Here is a 13321-nt window from a genome sequence, read left to right as displayed (position 1 = left end):
ACTCCACCAAGGAACCCATGACTCAGCCACCCTCCCTCCCCCCACACGACGGCGGCCCACGACCACCCCAGGTCTGGGACACCCGCATCGGGGACCGCGCCGCGTCGTCCCCGGGCGCCCCGCCCGCGGCACCCCAGCCGTCCCCGCCGCCCGCGCGGTCCTTCGCGGACCACCCGACGGCCCCTCCCGGCTTCGGTCCCGCGCCGCTGCCCTTCGTTACGCCGGACGCCACGGGAGAGCGGGCCGGCGGACCGGAGGGCACCGGCGCCGGCAAGCGCCGCAAGGCCCTGGTCATCGGCCTGGGCCTGCTGCTGGTGGCCGGCGCGGGCACGGGCGGCTGGCTGCTGTGGGGGCGGAGCGGAAACGATCCCGCACCCAAGCGGAAGACGACGGCCCAGCCCGTCGACGCCAAGCTCGACTGGATGGCGCCGAGGCCGGAGAAGGACAAGGAGCACGCGGACGACTTCCCCGCCCCCTGGTTCACCAAGGACGCCGTCGTCATGGCCACCCGGCACGCGGTGACGGCGTACGCGACGGACGGCGGCAAGCAGAGCTGGACCATCCCGGTCGACGGGAGGATCTGCAACACCTCCCCGCGGTCCGACGGGGGAGTGGCGGCCGTCGTCTGGGGCAAGGGCGACTACGACTGCGACAAGCTCATGGCCGTCGACCTCGAGCACGGCCGGCAGCTGTGGTCGCAGGACGTGGTCGACTCCAAGGGCCGGACGCAGTCCCGGGACATGGCCAACATCTCGGTCGACCACGGCAAGGTCACGCTGGTGGACGTCGTGGGCGAGCCGTACGTCTACGCCGCGCGCACCGGAAAGCGGAGCAAGGCCCCCGACTACGGCTGCCAGCAGCAGGGTTCGGTCGTCAGGGGCTCCCGGCAGCTCACGCTCGCCCAGTGCGAGCTCATCAGCGGACGGCAGTTCATCCTGAACGTCGACCCCAAGAGCGGTCAGGAGAAGTGGACCTGGAAGGTCCTCGACGGCATCGCCGTCAAGAACGTCTTCTCCGTCGAACCGGCGGTGCTCGCCGTCGGCAGGGAGAACGACACCTTCGCCTCGGACGTCGTCGCGCTGGACGACAAGGGCCGCATGCGGCCCCTGATATCCCTCTCCGCCGGCCCCTACGACATCGCGGACTGCAAGCCCCGTCGTCTGGACTCCTGCCACAAGACGGTCACCGACGCCCGCACGCTCTACCTCGCCACCCAGAACGACAAGGTCACCGACGACGGGGCCAGCCCCAACGCCGTCGTCGCCATCGACCTGGCCACCGGCAAGCCGCGCTGGACCGTTCCCCTCGGCGGCACCAGGACCAACCGCCCCCTCACCATGCACGAGGGCCGGCTGCTCGTGTACCAGCAGGGCACCAAGGAGGAGGGCGGAAAGCTGCTCTCCCTCGACCCGGCCAACGGCGACTCCAAGGTCTTCATGAACCTGCCGCAGGAGTCGGCCGAGCGGGAGTACAACGTCGCCCGCAACGGAACGGCCGTCTTCCACGACGGGCGCTTCTACCTGATCGCCTCCAACGGCATGAGCGACAGCTCAATGATCATGGCCTTCCACTGACCGGACCCCGGCCAGAGCCCCCGCACGAGAACGCAGAGAACGCAGGAGTCCCGTCAGTGTCGCACCCACCGCACCACGGCCGGCCGCCCCGGCCGGACGAGAGGCACCAGCAGCCCGCGTCGGCGCCGCTGCCCCCGCTCGCACCACCCACCCTCCCCTCGCCCGTCGTCCAGATCCCGCCGGACCCGGCCCCGTCCCCCGCCCGCCGGCCCGTGTGGCGCAGGCCCGCCGTCCTCGGCCTGGTGCTCGCCCTCGTGCTCGGCGCGGGCGGCTGGGGGCTGTGGTCCTACCTCGGCCACGGCGGCCCGGGCCGCAAGACCCCGGCCGCCGCGAAGGACGCCGCCGGAACGGTCGCCTGGAAGGCCGGGGCCCGCACCAAGCCGGACGACAAAGGGATGAAGGAGGCGCTGGGCACCTGGTTCACCTCCTCGCTCGTCGTCAAGGCCGAGCCGGACATGGTCACGGCCTACGACGTCCGGACCGGCGAGAAGAAGTGGTCCTTCCTCCTCGCCGGCCCCCTCTGCGCGGCCTCCCGGGAGTCCGAGGACAACATCGCCGTGGTCGCCGTCCAGTTCGCCGGCGTGTGCGCGCGCATGATGGCCGTGGACCTGCGGGACGGCCACCGCGTCTGGGACGAGCTCATCGTCGACGAGAAGGAGGGCGCCGAAGCCCTCACCCCCGGCAAGTGGAAGAAGGCCGGCCTCGAGATCGCCCTCCACCACGGCCACGTCTACGCGCTGTGGGCCACGGGAGGACAGACGCGCCGCCTGACGGACGGCAAGCGGGTCGAGGAGGAGAAGCGGGACGCCTGCGAGATGGTCGACACCGCGGGCGGTGACCAGCTGATCGCCATCACCTACTGCGGCGACAAGGGCACCACCATCCGGTCGCTCGACCCCGAGAAGCTCGAGAAGCCCCGCTGGAGCAGGAAGATCGAGGAGAAGCAGGACGGCATCCTGTCCATCGTCTCCACCAGCCCCCTGGTCCTCACGCAGAGCCCGGGCAAGGCTGGCCCGGACGCCCGCTTCGACTTCGTCGTCCTCGACCCGTCGAGCGGAAAGGAGAAGACGCGCGTCCCCTACAACAGCTTCTGGCGGCTGGGCGTCTGCTTCCTCCCGACGTCCGGCTGCACCGGAGCCCTCACCGACAACACCAGCCTCTACGTCGCGGGCAAGGGCGTGACCATGGCCTACGACCTGACCACCGGCAAGGAGCGCTGGACCTACAAGGCCGACGCGAGCCGCGTCACCCTGCCCGTGTCCGTACGCGACGGCGAGGTCGCCGCCTACACGCCCGCGACCGCCGAGCGCCGGGGCCGCGTCACCTACGTGTCCGCCGCGAGCGGGAAGTCCCTGCGGACGGTCGAGCACTCCGACCGGGAGGCGGACCGCAGGAACGAGGCGATGATGGCGAGGATCGACGGCTATCCGCGCCTGCGCAACGACCGCCTGCTGCTCATCAACGACGGTGCCTACGATGACGCGGGCAGCGGCATGATCTTCGCGATCAACGCGCCGTCGGACGACGACTGACGCCCGCCGGAGGGGCCGGGGACCTGTGTCCCCGGCCCCACCCGCGTTCAGGGCACCTCGATGCCCACGTTCAGGACACCTCGCTGCCCGCCTCAGGGCACCTCGATGTCGAACTCCCCGTCCCGCACGCCCAGGACGAACGCCCGCCACTCGCTCTCGGTGTACCGCAGCACCGTGTCCGGGTCCGCCGACGACCGCATCGCGACCGCCCCGCCCTCGAGGTAGGCGATCTCCACCCGCTCTTCGGACGTGTCGCCCGGCGCGCCGATCCACTCGGCGCCGGAGATGTCCATGGCGTACAGCGCCGCCGTCTCTTCTTCTGTAGCCACTGTCCGGGCTCCTCTTTCCGATGCCTGCCGTCTCTTCGGCGTCCGGTCGCGAGAGACCGACGCTAGCAACGGCCGCGGCCGCCGGGACAGGCTTTCGGCCGTTCCGTGCTGGTCAGTTGGGGCGCGTGCAGCGAGTGACTAGAGTTGCGCTTTACGCACACGCATGGGGGGGAAGGGGCAAGGACCATGTCCGGACAGTCCATCAATTACGAGACGTTCGCCAAGTTCGAGAACACCATCGGGGAGGTGACCGGCCACCTCTCCAAGAACCTGCAGACCCTCGCCAACCTGCTCGAGACCGTGCGGGCCGGCTGGCAGGGCGAGGGCGCCAACGCCTTCGTCACCGCGCAGCGCGCGCTCAACGACGACCACGACGCGCTGCGCCGCCTGATCGACGGCATCCACCAGGCCGCGATCGCCACCCGGCGCGCGACGAGCGCCAACGACCACGACGTGCTCGCGAGCTTCAAGGGAATCGACGTCAACGGCGCCGCCGCGGGCGGCCACCTGGGCGGCATGAGCCAGGCGAACGGCGGCACCAGTGACGTGAGCGCCGGCCTCACCAGCAAGATCGACAGCTACTCCCTGTAGCCGATCGGGCTCATGGGCCGGGCCGTTCACGGACTCAGGACGTCAACGGGCTCAGGCCTTTCACACGCTCGGGCCGTTTCACAGACTTTCGATTCCCAAGGAGCAGCACATGTCCGGCAACGACGTCGACCTGAAGGTCAGCTACGCGCACGTCAGCGAACTGGCCACGGCCATCGACCAGGCCGCGGGCGTGGTGCAGAAGAACCTCGACGAGATCTGGGCCGCCGTGCGGACCGTCTCGGGCAGCTGGACCGGTGAGGCCCGCGAGATGTTCAACGCGGCCGACACGCAGTTCCACGCGCGCGGCAACCACATCCACGAGACGCTGACGAAGATCGCGGAGACCATCCGGACCGGCAGCTCGCACTACGCCGAGACCGACCGCAAGGCCTCCCGCCTGTTCGACGTCAGCTACTGAACCGGCTGACGGCACCCGCACGGTGAGCCCGCGCCCGGGGGAGCGGGCCCACCGCGGGCCCACCGCCGGCTCACTGCTCCGGCACCCACCCCAGCTGCACCAGCGGCGTCCCCCGCTTGCGGGAGACGAAGAAGCCCCGGCCCGGCGGCATCGGGCGCGGCCGGACGCCGCCGAGGACCTCGCCCTCGCCGGGGTCGCCGGACAGCACGACGCCCTGGGCGCCGAGCTCCTTCACGCGCTGCATGAAGGACTCGAACATCGAGCGGGACGCCCCCGCCGCACTGCGCGCGATGATGAAGCGGACGCCGACGTCCCGCGCGAAGGGCAGGTTCTCCGTCAGGACCGCCAGCGGATTGCCGCTGCCGGTGGCCACGAGCTCGTAGTCGTCGACGATGACGAAGAACCGCGGGCCGCTCCACCAGCTGCGCTCGCGCAGCTGCCGCGGCGTGATGCCGGGCTGCGGGGCGCGGCGGTCCATCAGGCCCTTGAGCGCGCCCGCGTGGACGGTCAGCGCCGAGGCGATCGGCGCGTACTCCAGCAGATGCGTCTCGGGGACGACGTCCAGCAGCGCCCGGCGGTAGTCGCCGACCACGATCTTCGCCTCGTCCGGGCCGTACCGCTCCGAGATCCGCTGGGCCAGCAGCCGCAGCAGGGCCGTCTTGCCGGACTCGCTCTCGCCGAAGACGAGGAAGAACGGGTCGGTCTCGAAGTCGACGAACACCGGCTCGAGGCCGGCCTCGTCGAGGCCGATGGCCACGCCCAGCCCGGGGTGCTCGCCGCCCTTGGGCAGCTCGTCGGCGGGCAGCAGGCGCGGCAGGAGCCGCACCGGCGGCGCCTTCGGCCCGGACCAGGCCCGCTCGACCCGCTCCACCAGGGCGGCCGTCGCCTCCGTCATCGTCGCCGGGTCGCTGCCGGCGTCGATGCGCGGCTGGCCGCCCATGAAGTGCAGCTTCTCGGGGAGCTGGCCGCGGCCGGGGACGCCGACGGGGACGTTGGCCGCGACCTTGCGGTCGAACTCGGAGTCCATGGTGTCGCCCAGCCGCAGCTCGAGGCGGTTGAGCAGCTGGTCCTTGAGCGCCGCCCGGACCTCCATGTTGCGGGAGGCGGTCACCACCACGTGGACGCCGTAGCCCAGGCCCCGGCTCGCGATGTCGGCGACGACGCCCTCGAGCACGTCGTACTCCTGCCGGAAGCCGCCCCAGCCGTCGATGACCAGGAAGACGTCGCCCCACTGCTGGTCGGCGAAGTGGCCGGCGGCCCGCTGCCGCCGGTAGGTGCTCATCGAGTCGATGCCGTGGGCCCGGAAGTGCTCCTCGCGGCGGGCCAGGATGCCCGCCACCTCGGCGACCGTGCGGCGGACCCGCTCCGGGTCGAGCCGGGAGGCGACGCCGCCGACGTGCGGCAGCCCCGCGACGGCGCTCATGCCGCCGCCGCCGAAGTCGAGCCCGTAGAACTGCACCTCCGCCGGGGTGTGGGTGAGGGCGAAGACGGTGATCAGCGTGCGCATCAGCGTCGACTTGCCCGACTGGGGGCCGCCGACGACGAGCATGTGGCCGGCCGCGCCGGAGAAGTCGCGGTGGAGCACGTCGCGGCGCTGCTCGAAGGGCTTGTCGATCAGGCCCAGGGGCACCACGAGCCGGCCGAGGTGCGGATGGCCGCCGGCCGTCAGGCCGCGGCCGGGCACGTCGGTCAGCGGCGGCAGCAGCTGGTCCAGGGACGGCGCCCGGTCCAGCGGCGGCAGCCACACCTGGTGGGCCGGCGGTCCCTGGCCCTCGATCCGGCGCACCACGACGTCCAGGACGGTGTCCGCGAGCGCGTCGTCCCCGCCCGGGGCGGCCACCGGCGCCGGAGCGGGCTCGGGGGCGGTGTACGTCACGGGCACGGGAGCCGCCGTGAAGAGCACGGGCCGGCGCTCGACCGGCAGCCCCCCGCCGCCGGTGCCCGCCGACGCGCCCGCGCGGTACGCACCGGAGACGTACGCCGCCTTGAAGCGGGTCATCTCGTCCGTGCCGAACTTCAGGTACCCCGACCCCGGCACCGTCGGCAGGTGGTAGGCGTCCGGCACGCCCAGGGCCGTGCGCGACTCCGCCGCCGAGAAGGTGCGCAGGCCGATGCGGTACGACAAATAGGTCTCCAGGCCGCGCAGCCGGCCCTCCTCCAGGCGCTGCGAGGCCAGCAGCAGATGGACGCCCAGGGAGCGGCCGATCCGGCCGATCTGGATGAACATGTCGATGAAGTCGGGCTTGGCCGTCAACAGCTCGCTGAATTCGTCGATCACCAGGACGAGTGAAGCCAGCGGCTCCAGCGCGGCACCGGCGGCGCGCGCCTTCTCGTAGTCGTGGAGGTTGGCGTAGTTGCCCGCCGACTTCAGCAGCTCCTGGCGGCGCTGCAGCTCGCCGGTGAGGGAGTCGCGCATGCGGTCGACCAGCGTCAGGTCGTCCGCCAGGTTGGTGATGACGGCCGCGACGTGCGGCAGCCCCGACATCCCGGCGAAGGTCGCGCCGCCCTTGAAGTCGGCGAGGACGAAGTTCAGCGTCTCCGAGGAGTGCGTCACCGCCAGCCCCAGCACCAGCGTGCGCAGCAGCTCGGACTTGCCCGAGCCCGTCGCGCCGACGCACAGGCCGTGCGGGCCCATGCCGTCCTGCGCCGCCTCCTTGAGGTCGAGCATCACGGGGGAGCCGTCCTCGCCCACGCCGATCGGCACCCGCAGCCGCTCGGCGGCGTTCCGCGGCCGCCAGGTGCGGGCCACGTCCACCGCCGCGGCGTCGCCGAGCCCGAGCAGGTCGGTGAAGTCCCAGTTGGCCAGCAGCGGTTCGTCCTCGTCGTCACCGCCCACGCGCAGCGGCGCGAGCTGCCGCGCCAGCGCCTCGGCGGCCTCCGGCGACAGCGTGTCCGGCACCCCGTCGTACGCCGCGACCTGCGAGCGCAGCCGCAGCCTGCCCGGCCGCACCGCGATCGCCAGCCCGCCCCGCAGCTCGTCCAGCTCGCCCGGCACCACCTCCACGACCGTCACGCCCTGCAGGCCCTCCGGCGCGGCGAAGGCCGAGTCGGGAGGCACCGCCGCGCCCTCCAGCAGCAGCACCACGTGCGGCTGGTCGTGCGGCGGCCGGGCCTCACGGCTGAAGCGCGGGCGGCCTTCCAGCCAGGGCCCCAGCAGCTCCTCCAGCTCGGTGAGGTCGTCACCGATCAGCCGCCGCGTCCCGGCCCCGTCGGCGGCCCCCGGCAGCTGCACGTGGGGCAGCCACTTCGTCCACTCCCAGCGCGGTGCCGAGCCCCGCCCCGCGACCACCGCGAGGATCAGGTCCTCCGGGGAGTGCAGCGTGGCGAGCTGGGCGACGAGCGCCCGCGCGGCGCCGGCGACCGTCTCCGCCTCGCCCGAGAGCGTCACGTGGTAGAAGGCGCGCAGCGACACCGCCATCGGCAGGCCGTCCAGCGAGCCGTGCACGGCCAGGAAGCGCTGCATCGCGCCCGCCGTCAGCGGCTCCAGCTCGTCCATGGGCGCCGTCTCCGGCGCCACCAGCGGCGTGGCGAGCTGCTGCGCGCCGAGCCCTATCCGGGTCTGCGCGAAGTCGTCGTCGGTCGCCCGCCGCTCCCAGACGCGGCCGCCCTCGGCCACCACCGACCACAGCTGGTCGGGCGCCGGGTGCAGGTAGAGCTGCGCGTCGCGCTGCGCGCGGGCCGTGCGCTGGACGGTGCGCCGGGTCTGGGCGAGGTACCTGAGGTAGTCGCGGCGCATGTCGGCCAGCTGTCCCTGTGAGCCCTGCCGGTAGCGGACCACCATGGCGACCGTCATGCCGAGCGTCGAGATCATCATCAGGACGCCCATGATCTTCATCATGGGGTGGGCGCCCGGCATGAAGAAGTAGACCATCGACGACGCCATGCCCAGGGTGGGCAGCAGCTGCATCAGGATGCCGTCCTGACGGCCGCGCGGCAGTTCGGGAGGCGCCTCCAGCCGTAGTTCCCCGCCCGGCACCTCGGGCGGGAGCACCCGCGGCTGGCGTTTGACGACCACCTGGCTCACGAAACGGCTCAACCCCTCGAAGCGACGGGGCAGTTCGCTCCCGGCGCCCCAGCGGCCCGGCCTCCCCTCGCGAGACGGTGATCCTATCGGCGTACGGACGTTCGGCCCGGGTAGGGTGACGAGCCGCCACAACGCGACGACGTGGGCGCGTGGATGAGCGTGCGACAGGAAACAGAGCATCAGGGGGCAATCAGGGTGAGTACGTCCGCCACGACCGGCTTCTGCAGGGTGACCGTCGTCGCGCCGGACCGCCGCGTCGACGTGGCCCTGCCCGACGACCTGCCCGTCGCCGACGTCCACCCCGAGGTCCTCAGGCTCACCGGCGGGACGCAGCCGGCGGGCACCCCCACCGGCTACCACCTCGTGCGCCGCGACGGCACCGTCCTCGACGGCGCCCGCACCCTCGCCGCCCAGCACGTCCTCGACGGCGAGATCCTCTCGCTGCGCCCGTTCGCCGAATCGCTGCCGCCCGCGGTCCACGACGACGTCTCCGACGCCGTCGCCACCGCGGTGCTGCGCGACCGCGCGCTGTGGGACGCCCGGCTGCTGCACGGCTTCGGCCTGACCGCCGGCGCCCTGCTGCTGGCCCTCATGGGCTGCGTCCTGTGGTTCGCCGATCCCGTGCGCCACGACACGCACGGCACGCCCGGCATCGCCGCCGGCGCGGTCGCCGTCTTCCTGACCGCCTTCGCGGGCGTACGCGCCCGCGTCTACGACGACCGGACCTCCGCCGTGGCCCTGGGACTGGCCGCCGTGCCGCACCTGCTGATCGCCGGGGCGGGGGTGCCGGCGCCGGCGGCCGGGGAGGGCGCGGGCCGGCTGCAGTTCCTGCTCGGCTGCTCGGCCGTCCTGCTCGCCGCCGTCGTCCTGGTCGCCCTCATGCCCTCCGGCGACGCCCCCTTCGTGGCGGTCGTCGTGGCCTCCGCCACCGGCATCCTGGCCACCTTCGGCACGATCCTCGTCGCCGCCCGGCCCACCGCGGCCGCCGCGGTCTGCGCGGTCGTCGCGATCGGCGCCCTCGCCTTCCTGCCCGCCCTCTCGGCCCGCGTGGCCCGGCTGCCCGTCGGCTACGCCGCGCCCCGCGCCGCCGCCGACGACGACCTCGACGCCCCCGGCGAGGCGGACCCGGCCGAGCCCGTGGACGCCGAGCGCGTCGCCGCGCAGGCCCGCCGCGGCCACGAGCTGCTGCTCGGCCTGGTCGCCGGCTGCGCGGCCGTCGTCACCGGCGCTACCGCCGTCCTCGCCTTCTCGGCCGACCCCTGGGCCCAGGGCCTGGCCCTCGCCACCGCCCTGGCCGCCCTGCTGCGCGCCCGGCTCTTCCGCTACACCGCCCAGGTCGCGGCCCTCCTCGGCGCCGGCCTGGCCGGCCTCGCACTGCTGGTCCTGGGCCTGGCCCTGCACCCGCCGGCCGGCGTCCCCTCCGACACCCGCACGCTGTGGCTCACCGCGGCCGTCATCGCCGTCGCCGCCCCGCTCACCGGCGTCGCCCTGATCGTCCCCCGCAAGGGACTGTCACCCTTTTGGGGGAGACTGTCGGACGTAACGGAGAGTGCCCTCCTCCTCGCACTGGTGCCCCTGTGCCTCGCCGTACTCGACGTGTACTCGACAGCGCGCGGGCTGGCCGGCGGCTGAGCGCGGCCCCGCGGCCCGCCGCACCGCCACTGACCTGCGACCGGCGGCCGGGCCCGCGCACCCGGGCTGGTACTGTGTGCAGTGGCCGTTTGTGTACGCGCCTCCGGACCGCCCCGAAGGGCTTCTGGAGACAGCGCCCAGCGGACCCCGCCTCCCGAGTAACGGAAGCTCCCCTGAGAAAGAGACCAGGGGCACTCGGTGGCCGAAACGAGACTCAGAAGGAGTACCGCGTGTCGCTCGACGCCGCTACGAAGAAGCAGATCATGACCGAGTTCGCCACCAAGGAGGGCGACACCGGCTCCCCCGAGGTCCAGGTCGCGCTGCTCACCCGCCGCATCTCGGACCTGACCGAGCACCTCAAGCAGCACAAGCACGACCACCACTCCCGCCGTGGTCTGCTGCTCCTGGTCGGTCAGCGTCGCCGCCTGCTGCAGTACCTGGCCAAGAAGGACATCACGCGCTTCCGCGCCCTGGTCGAGCGCCTCGGCATCCGCCGCGGTGCCGCCGGCGCCAAGTAAGACGCCATGAAGGGAGCGGTTCCCACACCCGGGAGCCGCTCCCTTCGCGTATGCCGCGGCGCGTAGAACGATCCCGCACCGCGTCCTGTGGGAAGCAGAGACGAGCAGAAGCTTTGTAGTCTGGTCCCACAACGGCATACAGAACGAGACACCTGACGAGGAGGAGCGCCGGGCTCTTCGCCGGTCCTCGGTAGTGGCCCCCGGAACAGGGAATTCCGGGTGCTTCGATCGAAGACCGGCCCGCACGGAGCAAGCGGCGCCCTCCGCCACCGTCCCCGCCACACGGGCGAGGACGCAGACGAGGAGATATCCCTGGTGGAGAACGAGACCCACTACGCCGAGGCCGTCATCGACAACGGCACCTTCGGCACCCGCACCATCCGCTTCGAGACGGGCCGCCTGGCCAAGCAGGCCGCCGGCTCCGCCGTGGCGTACCTGGACGACGACACCATGGTGCTGTCGGCCACCACCGCTTCCAAGAAGCCCAAGGACCAGCTCGACTTCTTCCCCCTGACGGTGGACGTCGAGGAGCGGATGTACGCGGCCGGCAAGATCCCCGGCTCCTTCTTCCGCCGTGAGGGCCGGCCCTCCGAGGACGCCGTCCTCACCTGCCGCCTGATCGACCGGCCGCTGCGCCCCTCCTTCAAGAAGGGCCTGCGCAACGAGATCCAGATCGTCGAGACGGTCATGGCGCTCAACCCCGACCACCTGTACGACGTGGTCGCGATCAACGCCGCCTCCTGCTCCACGCAGCTCGCGGGCCTGCCCTTCTCCGGTCCGATCGGCGCCACCCGCGTCGCTCTGATCAAGGGCCAGTGGGTGGCGTTCCCGACCCACACCGAGCTCGAGGACGCCGTCTTCGACATGGTCGTGGCCGGCCGCGTCCTGCCCGACGGCGACGTCGCGATCATGATGGTCGAGGCCGAGGCCACCGAGAAGACCATCCAGCTCGTCAAGGACGGCGCCGACGCCCCCACCGAGGAGGTCGTCGCCGCCGGTCTCGAGGCCGCGAAGCCCTTCATCAAGGTGCTGTGCCGCGCCCAGTCCGAGCTCGCCGCCAAGGCCGCCAAGCCCGAGGGCGAGTTCCCGGTCTTCCTGGACTACCAGGACGACGTCCTGGAGGCCCTGACCGCCGCCGTCCGCACCGAGCTCGCCCAGGCGCTGACCATCGCCGGCAAGCAGGAGCGCGAGACCGAGATCGACCGCGTCAAGGAGATCGCCGCCGAGAAGCTGCTCCCGCAGTTCGAGGGCCGCGAGAAGGAGATCTCCGCCGCGTACCGCTCGCTGACCAAGTCCCTGGTCCGTGAGCGCGTCATCAAGGAGCGCAAGCGCATCGACGGCCGTGGGGTGACGGACATCCGTACCCTCGCCGCCGAGGTCGAGGCCATCCCGCGCGTCCACGGCTCCGCCCTGTTCGAGCGTGGCGAGACCCAGATCCTGGGCGTCACCACCCTCAACATGCTCCGCATGGAGCAGCAGCTGGACACCCTCTCCCCGGTGACCCGCAAGCGCTACATGCACAACTACAACTTCCCGCCGTACTCCGTCGGTGAGACCGGCCGTGTCGGTTCGCCGAAGCGCCGCGAGATCGGCCACGGCGCCCTGGCCGAGCGGGCCATCGTGCCCGTGCTGCCGACGCGCGAGGAGTTCCCCTACGCGATCCGTCAGGTGTCCGAGGCCCTCGGCTCCAACGGCTCCACCTCCATGGGCTCGGTCTGCGCCTCCACCATGTCGCTGCTGAACGCCGGTGTGCCGCTGAAGGCCCCCGTCGCCGGCATCGCCATGGGCCTGATCTCCCAGGAGATCGACGGCAAGACGCACTACGTCGCCCTCACCGACATCCTCGGTGCGGAGGACGCGTTCGGCGACATGGACTTCAAGGTCGCCGGTACGAAGGAGTTCGTCACCGCCCTGCAGCTGGACACCAAGCTGGACGGCATCCCGGCCTCCGTCCTGGCCGCGGCCCTCAAGCAGGCCCGCGACGCCCGCCTCCACATCCTCGACGTGATGATGGAAGCGATCGACACCCCGGACGAGATGTCCCCCAACGCCCCGCGGATCATCACCGTCAAGATCCCCGTGGACAAGATCGGTGAGGTCATCGGCCCCAAGGGCAAGATGATCAACCAGATCCAGGAGGACACCGGCGCCGAGATCACGATCGAGGACGACGGCACCATCTACATCGGTGCCGCCGACGGCCCGGCCGCCGAGGCCGCCCGCGCCACGATCAACGGCATCGCCAACCCGACCATGCCGGAGGTCGGCGAGCGCTACCTGGGCACGGTCGTCAAGACCACCACCTTCGGTGCGTTCGTCTCCCTGCTCCCGGGCAAGGACGGCCTGCTGCACATCTCGCAGATCCGCAAGCTCGCCGGTGGCAAGCGCGTGGAGAACGTCGAGGACGTGCTCGGCGTCGGCGCCAAGGTCCAGGTCGAGATCGCCGAGATCGACCAGCGCGGCAAGCTCTCCCTGATCCCCGTGATCGAGGGCGAGGACGCCGAGGGCGAGAGCAAGGACGAGTCCGACAAGTGACGTCCCGTAGTACACGGAAGACGGCCCGCACCTCCTCGGAGGGGCGGGCCGTCGCCCGTACCCAAACGCTTCTCAAGGGCGAGAACGGCATCGGCACGGTCCGCCGCACCACCGGCGGACCGTGCCCCACGGGGGATCGCCTACCGAGGAGGGACACCCGCCCATGTG

Annotated in this window: 9 protein-coding genes; 7 read left to right on the top strand and 2 right to left on the bottom strand. The window is 72.1% G+C overall.

Translation table 11 applies throughout. The annotated features are described in order from the left end of the window. Positions 1-17 precede the first annotated feature (17 nt). Together IE295_RS08835 and IE295_RS08830 are read left to right on the top strand one after the other, a co-directional pair. Positions 18-1574, top strand: a complete 1557-nt coding sequence (locus IE295_RS08835; RefSeq protein ID WP_190063007.1) for an outer membrane protein assembly factor BamB family protein — start codon at positions 18-20, stop codon at positions 1572-1574. Between the two features lie 56 nt (positions 1575-1630). Continuing rightward, on the top strand, positions 1631-3106 hold the full coding sequence (locus IE295_RS08830; RefSeq protein ID WP_190063006.1) for an outer membrane protein assembly factor BamB family protein: 1476 nt from the start codon (positions 1631-1633) through the stop codon (positions 3104-3106). Positions 3107-3198: 92 nt separating this feature from the next. On the opposite strand, the gene IE295_RS08825 is transcribed toward IE295_RS08830, so the two are convergent. Further along, positions 3199-3399: a DUF397 domain-containing protein gene (locus IE295_RS08825; protein ID WP_190063440.1), complete on the bottom strand. Its 201-nt coding sequence runs from the start codon at positions 3397-3399 to the stop codon at positions 3199-3201. Between the two features lie 222 nt (positions 3400-3621). Between IE295_RS08825 and IE295_RS08820 the strand changes: the two genes are divergently transcribed. Continuing rightward, positions 3622-4026, top strand: coding sequence for a WXG100 family type VII secretion target (locus IE295_RS08820; protein WP_190063005.1), 405 nt, complete (start codon positions 3622-3624; stop codon positions 4024-4026). Positions 4027-4135: 109 nt separating this feature from the next. Beyond that, positions 4136-4444: a WXG100 family type VII secretion target gene (locus IE295_RS08815; protein ID WP_190063004.1), complete on the top strand. Its 309-nt coding sequence runs from the start codon at positions 4136-4138 to the stop codon at positions 4442-4444. Positions 4445-4514: 70 nt separating this feature from the next. On the opposite strand, the gene eccCa is transcribed toward IE295_RS08815, so the two are convergent. Further along, complete coding sequence (gene eccCa / locus IE295_RS08810; RefSeq protein WP_190063003.1) at positions 4515-8468, bottom strand: type VII secretion protein EccCa; 3954 nt, start codon at positions 8466-8468, stop codon at positions 4515-4517. A gap of 195 nt (positions 8469-8663) precedes the next feature. Between eccCa and eccD the strand changes: the two genes are divergently transcribed. The 3 genes from eccD (at position 8664) to IE295_RS08795 (ending at position 13153) form a co-directional block, all read left to right on the top strand. Further along, positions 8664-10100 (top strand): type VII secretion integral membrane protein EccD, encoded by a 1437-nt coding sequence (gene eccD, locus IE295_RS08805; RefSeq protein ID WP_190063002.1) that lies wholly within the window; start codon positions 8664-8666, stop codon positions 10098-10100. 230 nt (positions 10101-10330) lie between these two features. Continuing rightward, entirely contained in the window at positions 10331-10618 is a 288-nt protein-coding gene (gene rpsO, locus IE295_RS08800; protein ID WP_190063001.1) for a 30S ribosomal protein S15, read from the top strand. Between the two features lie 315 nt (positions 10619-10933). Continuing rightward, positions 10934-13153: a polyribonucleotide nucleotidyltransferase gene (locus IE295_RS08795; RefSeq protein WP_190063439.1), complete on the top strand. Its 2220-nt coding sequence runs from the start codon at positions 10934-10936 to the stop codon at positions 13151-13153. Positions 13154-13321 lie beyond the last annotated feature (168 nt).

This window comes from Streptomyces griseocarneus (genome assembly GCF_014655595.1).
GTDB classification, from domain to species: Bacteria; Actinomycetota; Actinomycetes; order Streptomycetales; family Streptomycetaceae; genus Streptomyces; species Streptomyces griseocarneus.
This window is presented reverse-complemented; position numbering and strand designations above follow the sequence as displayed.